The organism is Pseudomonas sp. CFBP2511, from assembly GCF_030209255.1.
In the GTDB taxonomy this organism is placed as follows: Bacteria; Pseudomonadota; Gammaproteobacteria; order Pseudomonadales; family Pseudomonadaceae; genus Aquipseudomonas; species Aquipseudomonas avellanae.
In genome coordinates this window covers 74,375-91,906 of the sequence record NZ_JARVSI010000027.1, presented here as the reverse complement: position 1 = coordinate 91,906, position 17,532 = coordinate 74,375, and the positions used below count along the sequence as shown (strand labels likewise).

The window sequence follows — 17,532 nt, the reverse complement described above, 5'->3', positions numbered from 1 at the left end:
GGCTGCCCGTTTTCGGGCGGCCTTTTTTATACCTTACGTGAAGAAGGAAGAATGCATGTCTCTTTATTCATTCATTCAGCAATTAAAGTTTGGCGATGCGCCGTCTGCGACTCGTAAACGAATTGAAACCTGCTTGCTCGACATCATTGGTGTCGCGGCCGCCGCCCGTGAAAATGGTACCAGCCGTATTCTCAAAGAGTTTGCGGTGGCCAATTATGCAACGGGCGCACCCTGCAGTCGGTTGTGGTTTGACGGCAGGTCTGTACACCCACTGGGCGCTGGCTACGCCGGAGGTTTCAGCGTGGATAGCCTGGATGCCCATGAAGGCCACTTCACCTCCAAAGGTCATGCCGGGGCCACTGTTGTACCCGCGATCATCGCGTTGATCGACGCCTATTGCGCCCAGGGCAAAAGTATCAGCGGCCAAGAGATGCTCTGCGTTTTGATGATTGGTTATGAGACTGCATTACGAGCCGGTCGAGCGCTGATGGCCACGGCGCCGGAATATCATGCCTCGGGGGCTTTTTCCGGAATCGGCGTGGTGTGCGCAGGGGCGCGGCTGCTCAAGCTGGATGAAGCCGCCTTTCACCATGCGTTGGGAATTGCAGAGTATTTCGGTCCGCGCTGCCCGATGATGCGCTTGGTGGATTTCCCTTCCATGCTGCGCGACGCCCATGGCGCCGGTGCCCATGCCGGGATTAATGCGTTGCTGATGGCACAGGCCGGGGTCACCGGCGCTCCTGCCGCAACGGTGGAAAGCGCCGAAGTCGCCCGGTTCTGGCAGAGCATGGGCGACACCTGGGAAATTGACGAGCAATACTTCAAACCATGGCCAGTCTGTCGCTGGGCACAGCCAGCATTGACCGCCATGACCGGCCTGCTGAATCAGCATCCGCAGATCACAGCGGAGCAGATCGAGTCCATCCACATCCAGACTTTCCATGAGTCGGTGCGGTTGCAAGGGCATACCCCGAAAAACGCCGATGAGGCGCAGTATGCACTGGCGTTTCCGGTCGCTGCGCTGGTGGCACGTGGGCGTATCGGCCCTGAGGAGGTCACCGGTGCAGCCATACATGCAGCGGATATTCTGAAGGTCAGCGCAAAGGTCCGCATCTCCGAGGCTGCCGATCTGTCAGCGCGGTTTCCCGAGGAGATCCTGTCGCGCATTAACGTTCAGCTCAAGGACGGCTCCTCTCTGAGCAGCCCGACGACCTGTGCCAAGGGCGACCCTGGCCATCCGCTGTCTGACGTGGAGTTCATCGAAAAATATCGATTTTTTTCAGAGCCGAGCCTGGGTATGTCTCACAGTCGTTTGCTGGAACAGGTAGTTGCCAACCTGGCGCAAGAGCCTGATTGTCAGCGGCTGCTGAGTCTTCTGTTGTCGCCGGTTCAAACCATCAACGCATAAACCGGCAATGGTATTGGAGGTTAAAACCCATGACCTATGTTTTCGAAAGCGTCCTTCAGGACCAGAACATGCGGTATTCGTCTTCCGGCAAGAAGGCAGTCAACCCACGAGCCGTCATTCGGGTAGCGTTTATCCTGATGGACAACTTTTCGTTGATGTCCTTTACCGCCGCGATGGACGCACTGGTCACGGCAAACCTGATGGGCGATGCTCCGATTTTCGATATCGTGAAGATCGGCCTCAAGGGCAGGGTGGCGATGAGCGATCTCGGTATCGCGATCCCCACGGACCTGGATCTTTCGGAGCTGCGTGCGCGGCATGACTTGCTGCTGGTGGTCGGCGGCCTGCGTGTCGATCTGAAAAGCACGCCCTGCCTGCGGCGCAAGTTGTTTGCGGCGGCTTCTGCGGGCACCAGCCTGGGCGGGCTGTGGAATGGCGCTTACTTCCTGGCCGATGCGCGGGTAATGGGGGGGCACACGTGCGCCGTTCACCCTGATGGACGGGCCATGATGGCCGATGCTTTTCCTGACTTGAGAATCTCTGACCGCAGCCACGTCGTTGATCTGGAGCGGGTGACTTGTGCGGGTGCCAGTAGCTCGTTGCGCATGATGCTGGAATACATCCGCGTCACCAAAGGCAGTTCACTGGCCCGCGCGGTAGAGGAAATCCTCGGCTGTGACGAGCATGAACAGGTCTGTGGTGTGTCGACTGTCGCCGTCGACTCGGACCCGACCTTGCCGCAGGCGCTGAAGGTGGCATTGGAGCTGATGCAGAAAAACATCGAAGAGCCCCTGAGCCTGGACGACCTGGCGGCCTGTGCAGGGATCTCGAAAAGACAGCTGGAGCGGCGTTTCTTCCGCTTCATCGGGGCCGCCCCGGCTCGCTACTACCTTGAATTGAGGCTGACCCGGGCCAGACAACTTGTGCTGCAGACCAACCGATCCATAACGGATATCGCCATGGCGACCGGGTTTATCAGCATGCCGCATTTCCACCGGCGGTTTCGCGACTTCTTCGATGCTGCGCCGGGAAGTTATCGGGCAACGTATGAAGTTCGCAAGTGAGCCTCGCCTGGCGTGCTTGATCGCCGAACTTGATTTTGCCAACGGCGGGATTCTCCCTTACGTATTGTCGAGCCTGCTTGAAGCTTCTACCGATGCCCAGGATCGTGAGAATTGCTCATCAGCGCCTGAGTAATGGCGCGGATGATTCACCGCTTGCCGATGAAATACTCGAGGTTTGCCATGCCCGGGTGTCAGCTTCCTTGCCGTTATCGCCAGGCAGCGAGCTTGCCGGTGAAGGCGCGTCTTGGGTGTCAGATAGCGCTCGTCAGGTAGCCACCGTCGACCGGCAACACCACACCGGTCACAAATGACGCCGCATCCGAAGCCAGAAAGGCAATCACCTTGGCGACCTCTTCAGCACTGCCGAAGCGCCTCATCGGCGTGCGGGACAGCAAGCGGTCGATCCTCGGTTGATCATCGATTTTCGCCAGCAGGGGGGTGGTGATCCACCCCGGCGCCACGGCATTGACGCGAATATTGTCAGGAGCGTAGGCCTCCGCCAGGGACTTAGTGATCTGGACAATCGCCCCTTTGGCTGCCGAGTAAGCCACGAGTTTTCCCCCGCCAAAGTAGGAGAACATCGACGCGATGTTAATGATCGACCCACCTTGCCTGGCCAGCAGCGGATGCGCCAGGTTGATGAGACGGTAAACGGCATTGAGTTGAACCGACAACACCTGATTGAAGGCCTCCCACTCCATCTCCTTTTCGCCCAGGGTGCCACCTGCAGCCGGTACCAGAATATCCAGGCGGTCCAGGCTTTGGATCACGCCTTTGAGCGCATCATCGTCGGTGACGTTAACCTCGCGAAGATCGAGCTCAACCCCCTCGGCGATGATTGTCGCGTCGGCGCCCAAGCCGATAGCCACCACCCTGGCGCCATGCCGGGCCAGATACTCGGCGGTCGCTTGGCCAATCCCGGACGTCCCGCCGCTGACGAGCGCGACCTTGCCTTCAAACAGCGTGCTGCTGAACATAGTCATCGTTACCTCATGGAGTCAGTTAAACGCTTTATTCAAGGTACGGGCTTACAGACCCAGTACCGAACCCACATCCAGCACCACCAGCAGGCCAACCACGAAACCGTTGTTGCTCAATTGCGTCGCGCCGGGGTTGTAGAAATTGTCCGGGTTGATGATGTACTGGATGCTTGGTTCGATCGCCACGTTGTGGGTCAAGGCAAAGTGGCCGTTGGCTTCCACGGCGTAGACATGGCGTTTGCCCAGTTCGGGATCGCCACCGGCCGCCGTACGCAGGCGTTGCTGGAATTGCAACTGATGGTCGTTGACTTGCAGGTAGCTGGCTTTGAGATTGAGCTTGTCCTGCGCCCGATCAAAAGGCGCAAGGTAGGTCAGCCCGGCTTCGGCGAAGTGGCTGAAGGGTTGTTTATCGTCGGCCGCCGCCGACAGTGAGCCGAATACCTGCATGCCTTGCTGCCCGCCGCGCCATAGCGTCTGGCGAAATTTGAAGAAGCCGCCAGCCGTGCCGTGCTCGCTGGCACCCGTCAAGGGGTCGACCTGACTGGACGAGTTGAAGTACGCATTCAGTTCGTACTGGGTGGTGTTATCGCCAGGCTTGCTGCCAATGCCCACCAGGAAGCTGGTGCCACTCGCGTCGTCGGTGCTGAAATCCAGACCTTTGCGCTTTTTCAGGTAGTCCACCGGGTTGGATTCAAACGCACCCGCGTGCACATAAAAACGCGGATTCACTTGATACTTCAGGTACCCGCCCCAAGCACCGAAGGGTGGCGGCAACATGCCGCTTGAAGCATCCAGGATCGGGTCGTTGCAGGTGACCCCCGTTTCGCAGTTATAGATGTAGAAGTACCGCCGGCCATTGGTCCGTCCGACGTGCAGGTCGAGCTGACCATCGAGCCATTTTTGCTCGTAGGTCAACAGGCTCAACTGATTGCTGGCGATGTCATTGTGCAAGGGCGCACCGCCAAAATAGCTGCCGACGGCGCCTTGCCATTCGCCCCCGGTCGGCTGGCCGGTCCCGTTATCGAGGATAAAGATGGTCTGCTCGAAATGCAGGGCCGCGCCGTCCAGGCCACTGAGGGTGGCGAGGTCAACATCTGCGCCGATGTACAGGTCACCGCTGTTGCCGAAGCTGTAGGGGCGCGGGCCGGTGTCGAGGTTTTTCATCGACAGGCTGGTGAATTGCACATGGGGCTGAATGCCGTAGCTGGCCAATGGCTCGCCCAGGCCGGCCAGTGGTCCTTCACGGTCCTGTGCCCAAGCTTGAGGGTAGGTAAAGACCATGAGCAAAAACGCGCACAAAAGAAGAGTAGGGTGCATGGTCTGGGACTCATTTTATTGTTGTTGTGATGAGTAAATAGAGCAGCGTGTTGATCCCGGATCACGCACGCTGTGTGCAGGCTTGCAGTGATCGGCGTTGCAGCACGGTGGGCGCGGTTTCCTTTAGCAACAGCGACAGCCCCGCAGCCAGCACGGCACCGCAGCAGGAGATCCACATCACAATCGACAACCCGAACTGATCGGCGGCAAACCCGGCAATGGTCGGCGCCATGAACCCTCCCACCAGTTCGCCAACGCCCATGATCATGCCCAGTGCCGTGGCCATGACTTCACGCGGGACGGTTTCGGCTGGAATGGTGGACATGAACAGCGTGAAGCAGCCAAGCCCGGTGAAGGTGAGCACCATCAGCACGCCGAGTATCATCGGCGAAGGCGCGAATAGCAGGGCTATCGGGCAGCAGGCCGCAATCAGCGAGAACAGCACCAGCGTTGGACGGCGGCCGATGCGGTCGGAAATGCTGGGCACCGCAAACCCCCATACAACCCAGGCGGCACCCAGGCAACTCATGATCGTGCCCATGCTCGGCGCGCTGTAACCGCGGACGCTGACCAGAAACGTCGGGGTAAAGGAGATCAGGATTACGAACCAGGTCAGAAATACGCAACTGATCAATGTGCACAGCACGATATTGCGACTTTTAAGCAGTGCCAGGCGATGCCCGGTGAGCTTGACGTTACTCACCGGAGCCTGACGCGGTTCATCCTGGCGCACGTAACGCCAGATAAGCCAGGCGATGAGCAGTCCTGGTAGCAGCGAGACAATGAACGCATGCCGCCAGCCATAGGCCTGCGCCAGGGCAATCAACACCGGAGGGCCGATGACCGCGCCCAACAGACCCGCCGCCGAGCCTTGCAGCAAGCCCATGTTCAAGCCCCGGCGATGCGGCGATGCGGCGATGACGCCTCCACCATCATCGATTGGGACAACGGCAGGATGGGCCCCTCGGCCAACCCCATGATGGCGCGAAACAGCAACAGGCTGAGGAACCCCGCGACCAGCCCCGAGAGGGCTGAGCACAGCGAAAACAGGATGACCGCGGCAATCAGCAGCGGCTTGCGTACCCCTCGGCGATCCGACCACGCGCCGACCAGCGTCCCGGAAATCGCCCAGGCCAAGGCCAGCACCGAAGACAACATGCCAAGGTGGCTGTTGCTCAGTTGCAACTCTTGCGCCGTGAACGGAAACAGAAAGGACAGCGCCAGACGGTCGAAAAACACAAAACCGAACGTCAGGAACAACACGCAGAGCAGGACATTTTCATAACTGGCTTTATTATTGTTGTGAGCCATGGTGGTTCTCCGTAGCACGGGGTTTAACGGAACAAGCGGTCCACAGCGTCAGCGCCCAGGCCGACCTTTTCGTAGTGTTCACGGCACAGGGCAATATAGGAGTGCACGTCGAAGTAGCCGGTGGATTCGCTTTGCTCGTCGAGCCAGATCAGCGGCCCCTTGACGATGAAGAACACGCGCATGGGTTCTTCGTGCTCATAGGCCACCAGGGTGTGACCCTCGCCGGGCGTCTCATAAACGAAGTCGCCGGCGGTGGCGGTCCACTCGTGTTCCAGGTAGCCCCACTTGCCCGACAGGGTGTAGGCGAATACTTCGTGCGGGTGGTAGTGGCGATTGACCAGGCCAGCCTTGCTCGACATCAATATGTCGCACCAGCGGTTTTCGCTGGGGGAGATCCACAGGGGGCGCGAAGAGACGGTTTCGGTGAAGCGCACGTAGAGCCGCAGATCATCACTGGCGGCATCAGGCAGGTAAACCTCAGGCTTGGCGTCGGGCTTGAAGCAGTTCGCGATGGGCTGCAGGTCTTTCCAGAATTCGTTGCGGGCTAATTCGGGCATGTCGGGCCTCTGATTGTTGGAATACAGAGGCCACTCTAGGGAGAACGGGGCACTACGGTTTGATCGAAACTGACGTCATTGTTGTCTGAATCGGACGGATATTTTCAGTTCATCGGTTGCCGTGGTTTTGTACCGGCTACCGATTGACAGCGTGCCTGGGTCGGCGGTTAATGGGGCGCTGCAGGCCCGGTAATTCGCCTTGTGCGGGGCCGAGTAGTTAATAAAAACGAGAATAATAAAAATGACCCGAACCGCCTTGCTTGATACCCAGCGTGCCAGTACCGATGACCTTCCCGTGGATCAGCGCGTAGCCTTTTGGGAGCAGTACAACGCATCGACACTGGTCGGTCTGAAGTGCTCTTCCTTCAGCGAAACCGGCTTCAGCGCTCGGGAGGACAATCTGCGTCTGGACCGGCTGCGGGTCGCCCATATTGCCGGTACCCAACACGTCATCGAGCGTGATGGTTCAATGATTCGCAGCGCGCCCAAAGAGTCGGTGTTCGTCTCGCTGGTCATGGGCAGTGCGTCGTTTTTCTTTCAGAACGGCAACTGCCATCTGCTGGAACCGGGCGAAATGATGGTGTATCGAACCGACAAGCCCTACCTGTTCGGCTTCTCCGCTTCGATGCACAAGTTTATCTTCGATATCCCTCAGGACGTGTTCGCCTCCCGCTGTCTGCGCCGCTTTGATAATGCAGTGAAGATCAGCGCACATACCGGCACACAGCGTTTGCTGTTAAGAACATTGAGTGAGCGCACCGATGGCTTTTTCGAGCAGCCGCTCAGCCAAGGGGCAGACAGCTATCAAGAGGATGCTCTTGAACTGTTGGGGACTATCATTGACGGGCAGATGGGCAATCGCCGGATCAACGCACTCAGTGCGTCCTACTTGCTGGCCGCCAAGCAATGCATCCTCGAGCAACTGTCCGACCCTGCATTGAGTTGTGAGCGGGTGGCTCATCAAACCGGCGTCTCCACACGACACCTGGCCCGGCTATTTGCGTTGGAAGACACACAACCCCATCGCTTCATTTTGGAAAAGCGCTTACAGGGAGCATTCCGTCTGTTGAGCCAGGCGGACAGTCGCGTTCTGGACATTGCCGAAGTTGCCTATCGTCAAGGGTTCACCAGCCAGGCGCATTTCGCCAGGGCTTTCAAGGCGTACTATGGGCGCACGCCCAGCGACGTGCGCTCATCGTCGGTCGGCGTATAGCGTCCGGGCTGCGGCCGACGCATTGTTATAAAACGGTTTTATGGAACCCAGTGGAATTCCATTACAGACTATGGAGATCGCCAAAAAACATTCTGACTGGCTCTAGTGCGGTATTTTCAGCCTGAAAAAACTAATTAGGCCCCCACTTTTCCTCCCATTTACATGGAGGTGCGAGCGATCGCGAGTAGCGATTTCTGACACAGACCTGAGTGGCACTGCAAGGGAACTCGCAGCGGGCGAAAAGGCTGACAAACGAAGAACAATTGAGCAAATGTTGACCTGCGTGCTTTTTTGAAAAGTGGCAACGACCCGATAGCTGCAAACGATCCGGATATTTCGGCGCGTCCCGGGTGTCGTGGAACAATTTTGGTATGGATGGAATGGATCCCGCTGATGAGTGAAAATGCGTCAGTGTTCCAGCATGCCTGTCTCAACGAAAGACACCGCTGATCTCAGGCCAGGAGAACGCGGCGCCGTTGGTTAGCGTTTGCGACTACTTATAATGCTGCTCAAACACGGCCACTTGTTCGGGCGTAATCAACTGAAAGGGCACCCAGACATCCGTTTCGACTGGCTCACCTTTGATCATTTTAATGGACGCCTGTACTGCGGCGGTGGCTTGGGCTTTGGGGTCCTGAAAGACTGAGGCGACCAGCATTCCGCGTTTAATCGCGGCCAGGCCGTCGGGCAGACCATCAATGCCGACAATTGCAATTTCGCCCTTGGTTTTGCCAGCCTGCTGCAGGGCCATGGCGGCACCGATAGCCATCTCGTCGTTGTTGGCGACGATTGCGTCAAACTTGGTGCCTGCCAGCAGCCAGTTGCTGGTCAGGTCCATGCCTTTGTTGCGTTGCCATTCGGCGCTTTGTTGTTCGACTATCTTGATGCCGGGATAGTCTTTGAGCACCTGCTTGACGCCTTCGGTGCGGTCATGCGTAGCGTTTTGCGCAAGGTCACCCATGATGATGGCGAGGGTACCTTTGCCCCCTAGTTTTTCCGCCAGGTAGCGCATTTGCAGCTGCCCGGCCTCAATGTCATTGGACGCCACGGTAACCACGCCTTTAGGCAGGACGCGCTCGTCCGGATGGCGGTTGACGTAGACCAGCGGCGTCTTCGCCTCAACGGCAGCGCGGGTCAGGTTGGCGGTGGCGGCGGTGTCCACGGGCAGGACGATAATTGCGTCGACTTTTTGATTGATAAATCCCTGAACCTGATTGAGCTGGCGCACCACGTCGCCTTGCGCGTCCTCGAACTGGACCTGTACGTTTTCTTTTTTTGCCGCGTCCTCCACGCCGCTGCGCACGTAAGTCATGAAGTTATCGTCGACCCTTGCGATGCTCACGCCGATGCGATAGCTGGCGGTGGCCCATGGGCTTAAGACAAGTAGCAGAGAGGCAAAAAGCAATGTGCAGCGACGCATGATAGTTTTCCTTTTATTGTTATGAGACGAAACTCATCAAGATCAAACTTGAGGACGGCTGGCGCGTTTGGATCAAGTCCCGGGCGTGCCGTTGGCCCTCAATCCAGCGTGAAGGCTTGCCGAAAGCGTTCGAGTGCTGCTTCGCTATCTCCGCTGGCCCAGCCTTCGAGCCCGACGACACCGCTGTATCCCAAGCCAAACAGCGCTTTGGCAATGGCCGGGTAATGGATTTCACCGGTGCCCGGTTCCATGCGCCCGGGAACGTCAGCGACCTGGATTTCGCCGATGGAACTGCCCGCACGCTGGATCAGTTCGATCAGGTTTCCTTCGCCAATCTGCGCATGGTAAAGGTCCAGATTCATCTTCAGATAAGGGCTGTCGACGGCCTCGATCAGCGCCAGGGTATCGTCGGCGCGAGCGAATGGCGTTCCAGGATGGTCCACTTCAGTATTGAGGTTTTCCAGCAGAAACACACGACCGGCGTCTTCGCCCAGGCGAGCGATTTTTTCCAGGGTCTTGCAGGCACTCAACCACATGCGCCCGTTAGCGTGGGCCACGGGTTTGACCGGCAAGCCCTGATCGTCCAGGCCAGTGCCATGCAGGTTGAGGCTTGGGCAATTGAGTTGTGCGGCGATGGCCAGTGATTCCCGCGCACTGTCGAGTAGTTGCCGGCTGTCTTCGGGGTCGGTCAAGTTGCCCCGGATGTAGCCGGTCATTGAGGTGAAGTCCGCGCCGGTTGCAGCGAGTGCGGCAATGTCCTTGCTCGTCCAGCCCCAGATCTCGGCGCTGAAACCCAGCGCATGGATGCGTTTGACGCGCTCAGTGAATGGCAGATCGAGAAAGACCATTTCGGCACTGACGGCCAGTTTGAACGGCGTGAAGCTCATGAGCGGGCTCCCTCGACGCGCACCGCTTTACCTAGTTGGAACGACTCGATGCACGCGCGGGCGATTGCCAGTGCTGCCCGGGCATCTTCGCCGCTGGCGAGTGGTTTTGCGCCGGTACGCAGGCAGTCTGCAAAGTGGTTGAGTTCGGCCACATACGCATCACGCAGCAGGTCAGTGTCCAGGCGCTGGGTGTCGCTCTGGATGCCGTTGGCCAGATAGCGAACCAGGTCAGAGTCATTGACGCTGCCCATGGTCAGCATGCCCGCGCTGCCGAAGACTTCGCCTCGGACATCGTAGCCATAGACCGCCTGGAAATTCGCTTCGGCCGTGGCGATAGCGCCGTTGTCGAAACGGATCGTGACCACCGCGGTGTCGAGAAACCCCTTACTCTTGTAGTCCGGTGCAATGAGGGCATCGGCCATCACGAACACTTCGACGGCTTCGGCACCGGGGTTGAGGTAGCGCAGGCTATCGAAGTCATGGATCAAGGTCTCGAGGAAAATCACCCACTGCGGCGAGGCGGCGGGATTGTTCAAGGCCGGATCGCGCGTCAGAGAGCGCAGCAGTTGCGGCGTGCCGATCCGCCCGGCAACCACGTCCAGGTGGGCAGTGCGGAAGCTTTTCGCAAAGCGACGGTTGAAGCCGACTTGCAGCGTCACTTGCGCATCGGCTGCGGCCGCGATAGCGCGGTCGGCTTCGTCCAGTGTGATAGCCATGGGTTTTTCACAAAACACACCTTTGCCTGCCCGGGCCGCGCTGATCACTAACTCGGCATGGCTGCGGGCCGGGGCGGCGATCAATACGCCGTCGATATCCGGGTCGTCGAGCAATTGCTGCGGGTCAGTGTAAAACCGCTCTACGCCAAGTTCGGTAGCGAGGCGAGCGGCCTGGCCAGGTGTCGGGTCTGCGATGGCCGCCAGGCAGGCACCAGGGATATGCAGGGCGGCAGTCTGGCCGTGGAAACTGCCCATACGGCCAGCGCCGATGAGGCCGAGGCGAAGGGTCTTGGATGCACTCATGAAATGACTCCTTTTTATTGTTGTTCAGTAGAAGCGTTACTAATGTTGCAAGGGAAAGAGCAAAGCCTGTGCCAATATTCAAACCATTGATAATTAAGGGAATAATAAAATAAGTCTGAAATAAGTGTTCATTCTGATGACATGCCTATAATGACATGTCAAAAGTATGAACATATGGGTAGCACATGACCCCGCAGCCAATGGCTTTCAGCGTACAAGACCTTGATTACCTCACTGCGCTAGACCCGACCTCGCTGAGCGAAGGGCCGATTGCAGCGCTGGAGAACGCCTGGCTGGCTTGCCTGAGCGGATGCACCGAACAACCTGTTGGGGTGCGACAGGTGATTTGGGACTCCTGGCACCGCAGCGTCAGTGCAGGGCTGGACCCTAAAGACGGGGAATACCGCTTTGTTACTCCCGCTGATCTGGAGGCAACCCTGGCAGCCAATCGAGTGTTGATTGCTGCAGCGGCAGAGGTCATGCGTGGCTTACTGGCGTACAACCCCAGGGGCCATATCAACCTGACCGATGCCGCAGGCACAACGTTGTATTTTTGTGGGCTCGACCTCACGCCTGTTGGCAGTCGCTTGCTGGAGTCCGTCCAAGGCACCAACTGCACCGGCCTGGCGTTGGCCGAAGACAGATTGTTGTATGTGCTAGCCGAGGAAAACTTCGGCAACGACCTGCGTCGGCGGCGCATGCATTGCGCTGCAGCACCGATCCGCGATGCCCAAGGCCGGACGCTGGCCATGTTGACCCTGACCGCCGAACCCGGCTGGTTTCATTTCCACACGTTGGGCACTGTGCAGGCTGCTGCCGAAGCGGTTTCGCGGCATATGGCGTTGCAGGCGTTGCTGGAAGAGCAGCAAACCGTGCTTGAAGTGCTCAACGAAGGGCTGGTGGTGCTGGATGAGCGCGGCTGTATCAAGGCTCTCAATCGTTATGCCCGACAATTGTTTCGCGTGGGCCGCGACTTGTTGGGCAGCCCGTTCCAGCGTCTGGGCCGGAGCGAACTGACCGATGAGATTCTGCTGCGCGGCGGGGACGGCCTGCGGGACCTGGATTGCACGTTTGAGCTGCATGACCGCAGTCACCTGGCATGCCTGGTCTCGGTGTGTTCACTGGGGCAGGGCGGGCGCATTGTTTCGCTGCGCGAGAACCGCCGTATACGGGAAATTACCCGGCGGATCGTCGGCTCCCAGGCCAGCTACACCTTTGACACCATTCAGGGCAGCTCCCGCGCTATTCAGGATGCGTTGCACCTGGGGCGCATAGCCAGTCGCAGTGATTCAACCACATTGATTCTGGGCGAAAGCGGCACCGGCAAGGAGTTATTCGCCCAAGCCATCCATAACGCCAGTGAACGTTGCAACGGGCCATTCGTAGCCGTCAACTGCGGGGCCATTCCGCGAGATCTGGTGCAGAGTGAATTGTTTGGTCATGTCGAAGGCGCGTTCACCGGATCGGCGCGTGGCGGCTCGGCCGGCAAGTTTGAATTGGCCGATGGCGGTACGATCTTTCTCGACGAAATCGGTGACATGTCTTTTGATGCCCAGGTCAGCCTTTTGCGCGTCTTGCAAGAAGGCGAAGTGACACGGGTGGGGGCAAAGCAATCCCGGCAAGTGAATGTCCGCATCATCGCGGCGACCCACCGCAACCTGAGCCAGGCGGTGGTGGATGGCGCGTTTCGTGAGGATCTTTACTACCGGCTCAATGTACTGAACTTGACGGTTCCACCGCTGAGAATGCGCCGCGAAGATGTGCCGGTACTGGCACAGCATTTTCTCGATCGTTGCGCACGTTCGCTGCGTAAGTCGGTGCAGGGTATATCGCCGGAGGCGCTGGATATTCTGTGTGCCTATCACTGGCCCGGCAATGTTCGAGAGCTGGAAAATATCATCGAGCGGGCGACCAACCTGGCCCTGACCGAGCGCCTCCAGACCACAGATCTGCCGCTCGAAATCAAGCAAAGACTGCGGCCTTCGGTGCCAGGGCGCATGCCTGAACTCCAGGCTGCACCAGACCTCGGAACGCATGAAATGAACGCAATCATCACCACACTCAAGGCGACCCACGGTAATATCCGGCTGGCCGCCAAACAGCTGAACGTGTCCCGGGGCGGGCTGTATAACAAGATGAATCGGTTTGGGTTAAGTGCCGATGAGTTTCGCTCGGGACCAGAGCGTTGAGGGGATAAGCCTCGCTTTTCAGCATCAATTGCACTTCTAGGCCTGCTGCCACGTGTTTGAATTCATTGGCAAAGGAACGATTTTGTTTGGTCATCAGGCACCTCTATCTGGCGATATTCTCGCCTAAATGAGTGTCCGGAATCATTAGACCACTACAGCAACATATTTAGCATTATCTGGAAGGCTGTTAAACAAGCGGATAAATCGTTTGAGAAAGGAGTTTTTAAGGGGGCCACCCACGCCGGTAACTGGATTCCGTCTGCCATCGTGCGGATAGCTGAGGAGGAAAAGCAGTATGAATATGACCGATTGAAGGGATCTAAAATCTGCCAGATTTCTGAGGTCATTTACAGCCTAATCCTGGACGACCCCGATGGTAGCTTCAAGATACCTCTCCCGCGTTACACAGCCGAGGTGATGCGACCGGTGCTCGGAGGTATCAGTAGTGAAAAGACGCGAAAATCGCGTGATTTTGTAGGACGTCAAAAATCAGCAGAGGGGTGTGCGCCCTCTGCTGAATTTGTTACACGTCAATTGCGGGGTTTGCCCGCATCACTCCGTTTATCTCGAATCTGTCCATCTTGATTGCGAGAACGCGGCTGCTCACCACCGCCTGGTTTAGGAACGTTGACGTCTTTGTTGATAGGGCGACGATCTGTCATACGAAATCTCCTTCATGCGTTAAGGATCTTACGAAAATACATCGGTAGACAGCGGGCGCATCAAGCAATAACCACACTATGTGGTGTTTTTTGATTTGCCTGAACGCAACATAGTGTGTTTTGGCCGGCTTCGCAATTGTTTTTGATCACATCCTGATGGAACTTGAACGTGGAATGCTGCGGGCAGCGAAACTATTGGCTCAGCCATACGAGCTAGGCTTGCCCGCGAGCTCAGAAATCAAGCTATCATCTGGCCATTATTGTTACCTACCAAGGATGGGAGGGTAGGCACCCTAAATGGGCGCTCACTCCATCTGATAATCCGATGACAAGCAAGGAGAATCGCAGTGAGATCCCAGGTCAGAATCATCAACTCGACGCAGTTACAAAACGCGAACCCGAGTCTTGTAGATCCAGTCGGGTACCGCAAAAGCGGGCTCAGTTTGAATCACATCATTGGCTGTCCACTCGACTGCAGCTACTGCGTTCGTCACCTTTATGGAAATTTCGATCAGCGCACGCCGCAGGCGCTGATGAGCGATGAAGAAGCCTTCCAGCGATTTATCAATCACACGTATTTCCAGCCTCATATCACACCTATTCAGTTGTTCAACCGGGCCACCGACCCGATGCTCCCCGAGGTCAAAAGTCATACCCACAATTTGCTGCGTATGCTTGATGAGGCTGGGCTAACCAATAATGTGCTTGTGATCACTCGATGGCGTGTATCTCAGAACGATTGCGAGCGCTTCAATACGCTCAGAAATATCAAGCTAACAGTGCTGGTTACCTACTCAGGAATTGCTGATCCGAAGATCGAACCCATCAAGTCTTCGATCGCCACCAACAGCCTGAAGATGCTGTTCCGCCATGCCAAATACTACAAAGTGGTGTTGTATTGGCGCCCGATCGTTCCTGGGTTAAACGACTCGTCAGAACTCATTGCAAAGGCCGCGGAGCTCGCCAAATATGCCCACGCGACCGTATTTAGCGGGCTGTTCTATCGAAAGGAGATAGCCGAGTTTTACCAGAGCCAAGGAATCCCCGAGCCATACAAAATGACGGCCAGGAGAAAGCTCCTGCCACTGGAAGATGAGCAGAGGCTATTGAGGTTGTACGGGGAGCAGAATCAGGTGACACCGATCTTCCACAAAACCTCTTGCGGAGTTGCCTTTGCGCATGCGCAACCAGATTACAACGGACACTTCGGCATCACCGAACTGTGCGATACCTGCCCCAGCTCGCAATTTTCCATATGCAAGGCGGCATGGAAGAAGCCAGATCAGCAGATTCTCAATCGAATGTGCCACGAACTGGGTGCTGTGGAAGCCCCGCAGGTGAATGACCGTGCGATTGTCGTTCGTGGTCTGGACGAACAGCGTCGTTACTATTTACAGCACTCCCTAGGCTATCAGGTGCACGACGCTGACAAGCCCCACCACTACGCGCGCCATGGCCGCGCCGAGGCAACAAGGAATCTCTGATGCTGAAAACAGACTTCGCTTGGCCCTCTGAACCAATCATCATCGTAGACGTTGAGGGCAATGGACATACGCCACCCGACTTGGTCGAAGTGGGAATCGCCTCATTTCCACCGATGGAAAACCGCGAACTTTTGTCTTGGTTAATCAAACCCATCAACCGGATCACTTGGCAGGCCCAGCGAATCCACGGTATTAAAAATGCGGAGCTGGAAAGTTGCCCATCCTGGGCTGAGATCATGGACGACGTCGAGCAGCACCTGCAGAACCGATGGTTCGTCGCGCACAATGCGTCGGTCGACTATGGCGTGATGAAGCGTCACTTGCCCGAATGGTCGCCGGTGGGGGTCATCGACACGTTGAAACTTGCTCGTCACGTTTACCCTAACGCCAAAAGCCATCGGCTTGAGTCATTGCTCATTGACGCAGGGCTGCGCGATAAGGTCGCCGACCAGCTCCACCGGGCAGATGATGATGCTTATGCGACGGCCTTATTGCTTGATCATCTCATCGAAAAGTCATCTGCCAGCACTTGGCAGGAAATCTGCAAAATTGCGCAGCTCAAAACGCAACCTGACGAGCAATCGCCTCCCCCGGAGCAAGGAAGCCTATGGTGAAGCCTGTTTTTTTAGGTGTCACTGGAACGCACTCCACGGGAAAATCCACCTTCTGTGAAGCGCTCAAAGTTTCACTTGAGTGCAAAGGCATCTGCGTTGCAACCATTCCATCTTTCGGGAAGCTTGCGGTACAGCAAGGTATCCCGCTGCTCACTCAGCATACCTACGACTCCACGATGTGGTTTATCGACCGTACGCTCGAGGCGCAACGAACAGCGGCTGACTCTGCCGAGGTGATATTGGTTGATCGACCGATCATCGATGCCGTGGCGTATTGGAATGCCGCAGTCGAGCATCGAGGTAAACCTGCACCGATGCACCAGGTAGATGCGGTCAAGTCATTAATCACCAGCCAGCTTCCTGGCTACACGACGATCGTTGCGACCAGGCTTGATAGCTCCATTGCTCTCGGCCCAGGACGTGATACCAACTTGCCTTTCAGGGCGTCCGTCGACAGCCATTTGCACCAGATTTTGAGCGACTTCGGGATCCAGCATCAGATGCTTGTTCCTGATGTACGGGATGCTCTTCTCGATAGCTTACACACTCAAATCCTTCGAAAATTGGAGCACTTATGACCGCCGCCCGTACGGGACTCTTGGCAGGGAAGCAGGTTAGGCGCCTCGGGTTTGGCACCATGAGGCTCACGGGGCCGGGCATCTGGGGCCCACCAGCTTCAGAAGCTGATGCTGTTCAGCTCCTGCGTAAAGCGGTGGAGTTGGGCGTGCAACACATCGATACCGCTGACGCCTATGGGCCAAATGTGGCCGAGGAGCTAATTCGTAAAGCGTTATTTCCCTATGCCGACGACCTGATCATTGCGACTAAGGGTGGCTTCACCCGCCAAGGCCCTGGCAAGTGGACGCCGTGTGGCGTTCCAGCGTATTTGCGCCAGTGCGTTGAGATGAGCCTCAGGCAGCTCAACGTCGAAGCGATAGATCTGTATTACTTGCACCGTGTCGATCCAAATGTCCCTTTGGCTGACCAGGTCGGGGAGCTTGAGAAGATGCGTCAAGAAGGGAAGATCAAATGCCTAGGCTTGTCGAAAGTCGATATTCTTCAACTCACGCAGGCGATTACGATTGCACCCATCGTCGCGGTTCAGAATCAATTTAGTATCCTGGATTACCAGTCCGAGGATGTGATCCGCTGGTGTGAGCAGAACGAAATAGCGTTCATTCCCTACGCGCCTCTGAGCGCCGGAAGGTATTTTTCATCCGGTGAGGTACGAAACCAGTCCGCTTCGGCAGCCCATGCCTTGAAATGGCTTCTGAATTACTCGCCGGTCATGTTCCCAATCCCGGGCACATCCAGAGTTGAGCATCTGGAGGAAAACCTCAGATCGGATATTGAGGGCTAGCACCTCGTGCGCTCTCTCATCCCACACATTGGCCTATGGGCTATTTT

15 protein-coding genes and 1 pseudogene are annotated in these 17,532 nt (G+C 57.0%); 8 read left to right on the top strand and 8 right to left on the bottom strand.

Features of this window, described 5'->3' with window-relative positions:
• Positions 1-55: 55 nt before the first annotated feature.
• On the top strand, positions 56-1,408 hold the full coding sequence (locus QRN38_RS22405) for an MmgE/PrpD family protein (RefSeq protein ID WP_057417741.1): 1,353 nt from the start codon (positions 56-58) through the stop codon (positions 1,406-1,408).
• A 29-nt stretch (positions 1,409-1,437) separates the two neighbouring features.
• Positions 1,438-2,472: a GlxA family transcriptional regulator gene (locus QRN38_RS22400; RefSeq protein WP_005764509.1), complete on the top strand. Its 1,035-nt coding sequence runs from the start codon at positions 1,438-1,440 to the stop codon at positions 2,470-2,472.
• 251 nt (positions 2,473-2,723) lie between these two features.
• Here the strand turns inward: QRN38_RS22400 and QRN38_RS22395 are convergent, their stop codons facing one another.
• From QRN38_RS22395 to QRN38_RS22380, 4 genes and pseudogenes are all read right to left on the bottom strand, one after another.
• Complete coding sequence (locus QRN38_RS22395; protein WP_057417740.1) at positions 2,724-3,455, bottom strand: SDR family NAD(P)-dependent oxidoreductase; 732 nt, start codon at positions 3,453-3,455, stop codon at positions 2,724-2,726.
• Between the two features lie 45 nt (positions 3,456-3,500).
• Positions 3,501-4,769 carry a carbohydrate porin gene (locus QRN38_RS22390; RefSeq protein WP_057417739.1) on the bottom strand — a complete coding sequence of 423 codons (1,269 nt, stop codon included), beginning with the start codon at positions 4,767-4,769 and terminating at the stop codon, positions 3,501-3,503.
• Between the two features lie 61 nt (positions 4,770-4,830).
• Positions 4,831-6,080 (bottom strand): annotated as a pseudogene (locus tag QRN38_RS22385) (MFS transporter).
• A gap of 23 nt (positions 6,081-6,103) precedes the next feature.
• Entirely contained in the window at positions 6,104-6,637 is a 534-nt protein-coding gene (locus QRN38_RS22380) for a 2,4'-dihydroxyacetophenone dioxygenase family protein (RefSeq protein ID WP_057417738.1), read from the bottom strand.
• 241 nt (positions 6,638-6,878) lie between these two features.
• Between QRN38_RS22380 and QRN38_RS22375 the strand changes: the two genes are divergently transcribed.
• The gene (locus QRN38_RS22375) at positions 6,879-7,850 is read left to right on the top strand and encodes a helix-turn-helix domain-containing protein (RefSeq protein WP_057417737.1); all 972 of its coding nucleotides are present in this window, start codon (positions 6,879-6,881) and stop codon (positions 7,848-7,850) included.
• Positions 7,851-8,343: 493 nt separating this feature from the next.
• On the opposite strand, the gene QRN38_RS22370 is transcribed toward QRN38_RS22375, so the two are convergent.
• The 3 genes from QRN38_RS22370 to QRN38_RS22360 form a co-directional block, all read right to left on the bottom strand.
• A complete protein-coding gene (locus tag QRN38_RS22370; protein WP_005764495.1) occupies positions 8,344-9,270 on the bottom strand; it encodes a sugar ABC transporter substrate-binding protein in 927 nt (308 codons plus the stop codon).
• A gap of 98 nt (positions 9,271-9,368) precedes the next feature.
• Positions 9,369-10,157 carry a TIM barrel protein gene (locus QRN38_RS22365; RefSeq protein WP_005764492.1) on the bottom strand — a complete coding sequence of 263 codons (789 nt, stop codon included), beginning with the start codon at positions 10,155-10,157 and terminating at the stop codon, positions 9,369-9,371.
• Positions 10,154-11,176 (bottom strand): Gfo/Idh/MocA family oxidoreductase, encoded by a 1,023-nt coding sequence (locus tag QRN38_RS22360; RefSeq protein ID WP_057417736.1) that lies wholly within the window; start codon positions 11,174-11,176, stop codon positions 10,154-10,156. Before QRN38_RS22360 ends, QRN38_RS22365 begins: the two co-directional genes overlap by 4 nt.
• Before the next feature lie 185 nt (positions 11,177-11,361).
• Here QRN38_RS22360 and QRN38_RS22355 point away from each other — a divergent pair, with 185 nt between their 5' ends.
• Positions 11,362-13,365, top strand: coding sequence for a sigma-54 interaction domain-containing protein (locus tag QRN38_RS22355; protein WP_057417735.1), 2,004 nt, complete (start codon positions 11,362-11,364; stop codon positions 13,363-13,365).
• Positions 13,366-13,895: 530 nt separating this feature from the next.
• Here the strand turns inward: QRN38_RS22355 and QRN38_RS22350 are convergent.
• The gene (locus tag QRN38_RS22350) at positions 13,896-14,027 is read right to left on the bottom strand and encodes a hypothetical protein (protein ID WP_259641465.1); all 132 of its coding nucleotides are present in this window, start codon (positions 14,025-14,027) and stop codon (positions 13,896-13,898) included.
• Between the two features lie 347 nt (positions 14,028-14,374).
• Between QRN38_RS22350 and QRN38_RS22345 the strand changes: the two genes are divergently transcribed.
• The 4 genes from QRN38_RS22345 to QRN38_RS22330 are packed head-to-tail and all read left to right on the top strand — an operon-like array spanning position 14,375 to position 17,485.
• Positions 14,375-15,511 carry a radical SAM protein gene (locus QRN38_RS22345; protein ID WP_080898563.1) on the top strand — a complete coding sequence of 379 codons (1,137 nt, stop codon included), beginning with the start codon at positions 14,375-14,377 and terminating at the stop codon, positions 15,509-15,511.
• A complete protein-coding gene (locus QRN38_RS22340; RefSeq protein WP_044389976.1) occupies positions 15,511-16,125 on the top strand; it encodes a 3'-5' exonuclease in 615 nt (204 codons plus the stop codon). Before QRN38_RS22345 ends, QRN38_RS22340 begins: the two co-directional genes overlap by 1 nt.
• Entirely contained in the window at positions 16,119-16,703 is a 585-nt protein-coding gene (locus tag QRN38_RS22335) for an AAA family ATPase (RefSeq protein WP_057417734.1), read from the top strand. Before QRN38_RS22340 ends, QRN38_RS22335 begins: the two co-directional genes overlap by 7 nt.
• A complete protein-coding gene (locus QRN38_RS22330) occupies positions 16,700-17,485 on the top strand; it encodes an aldo/keto reductase (protein WP_044389978.1) in 786 nt (261 codons plus the stop codon). The genes QRN38_RS22335 and QRN38_RS22330 overlap by 4 nt, the downstream gene beginning before the upstream one ends.
• The last annotated feature ends 47 nt before the right edge of the window (positions 17,486-17,532 follow it).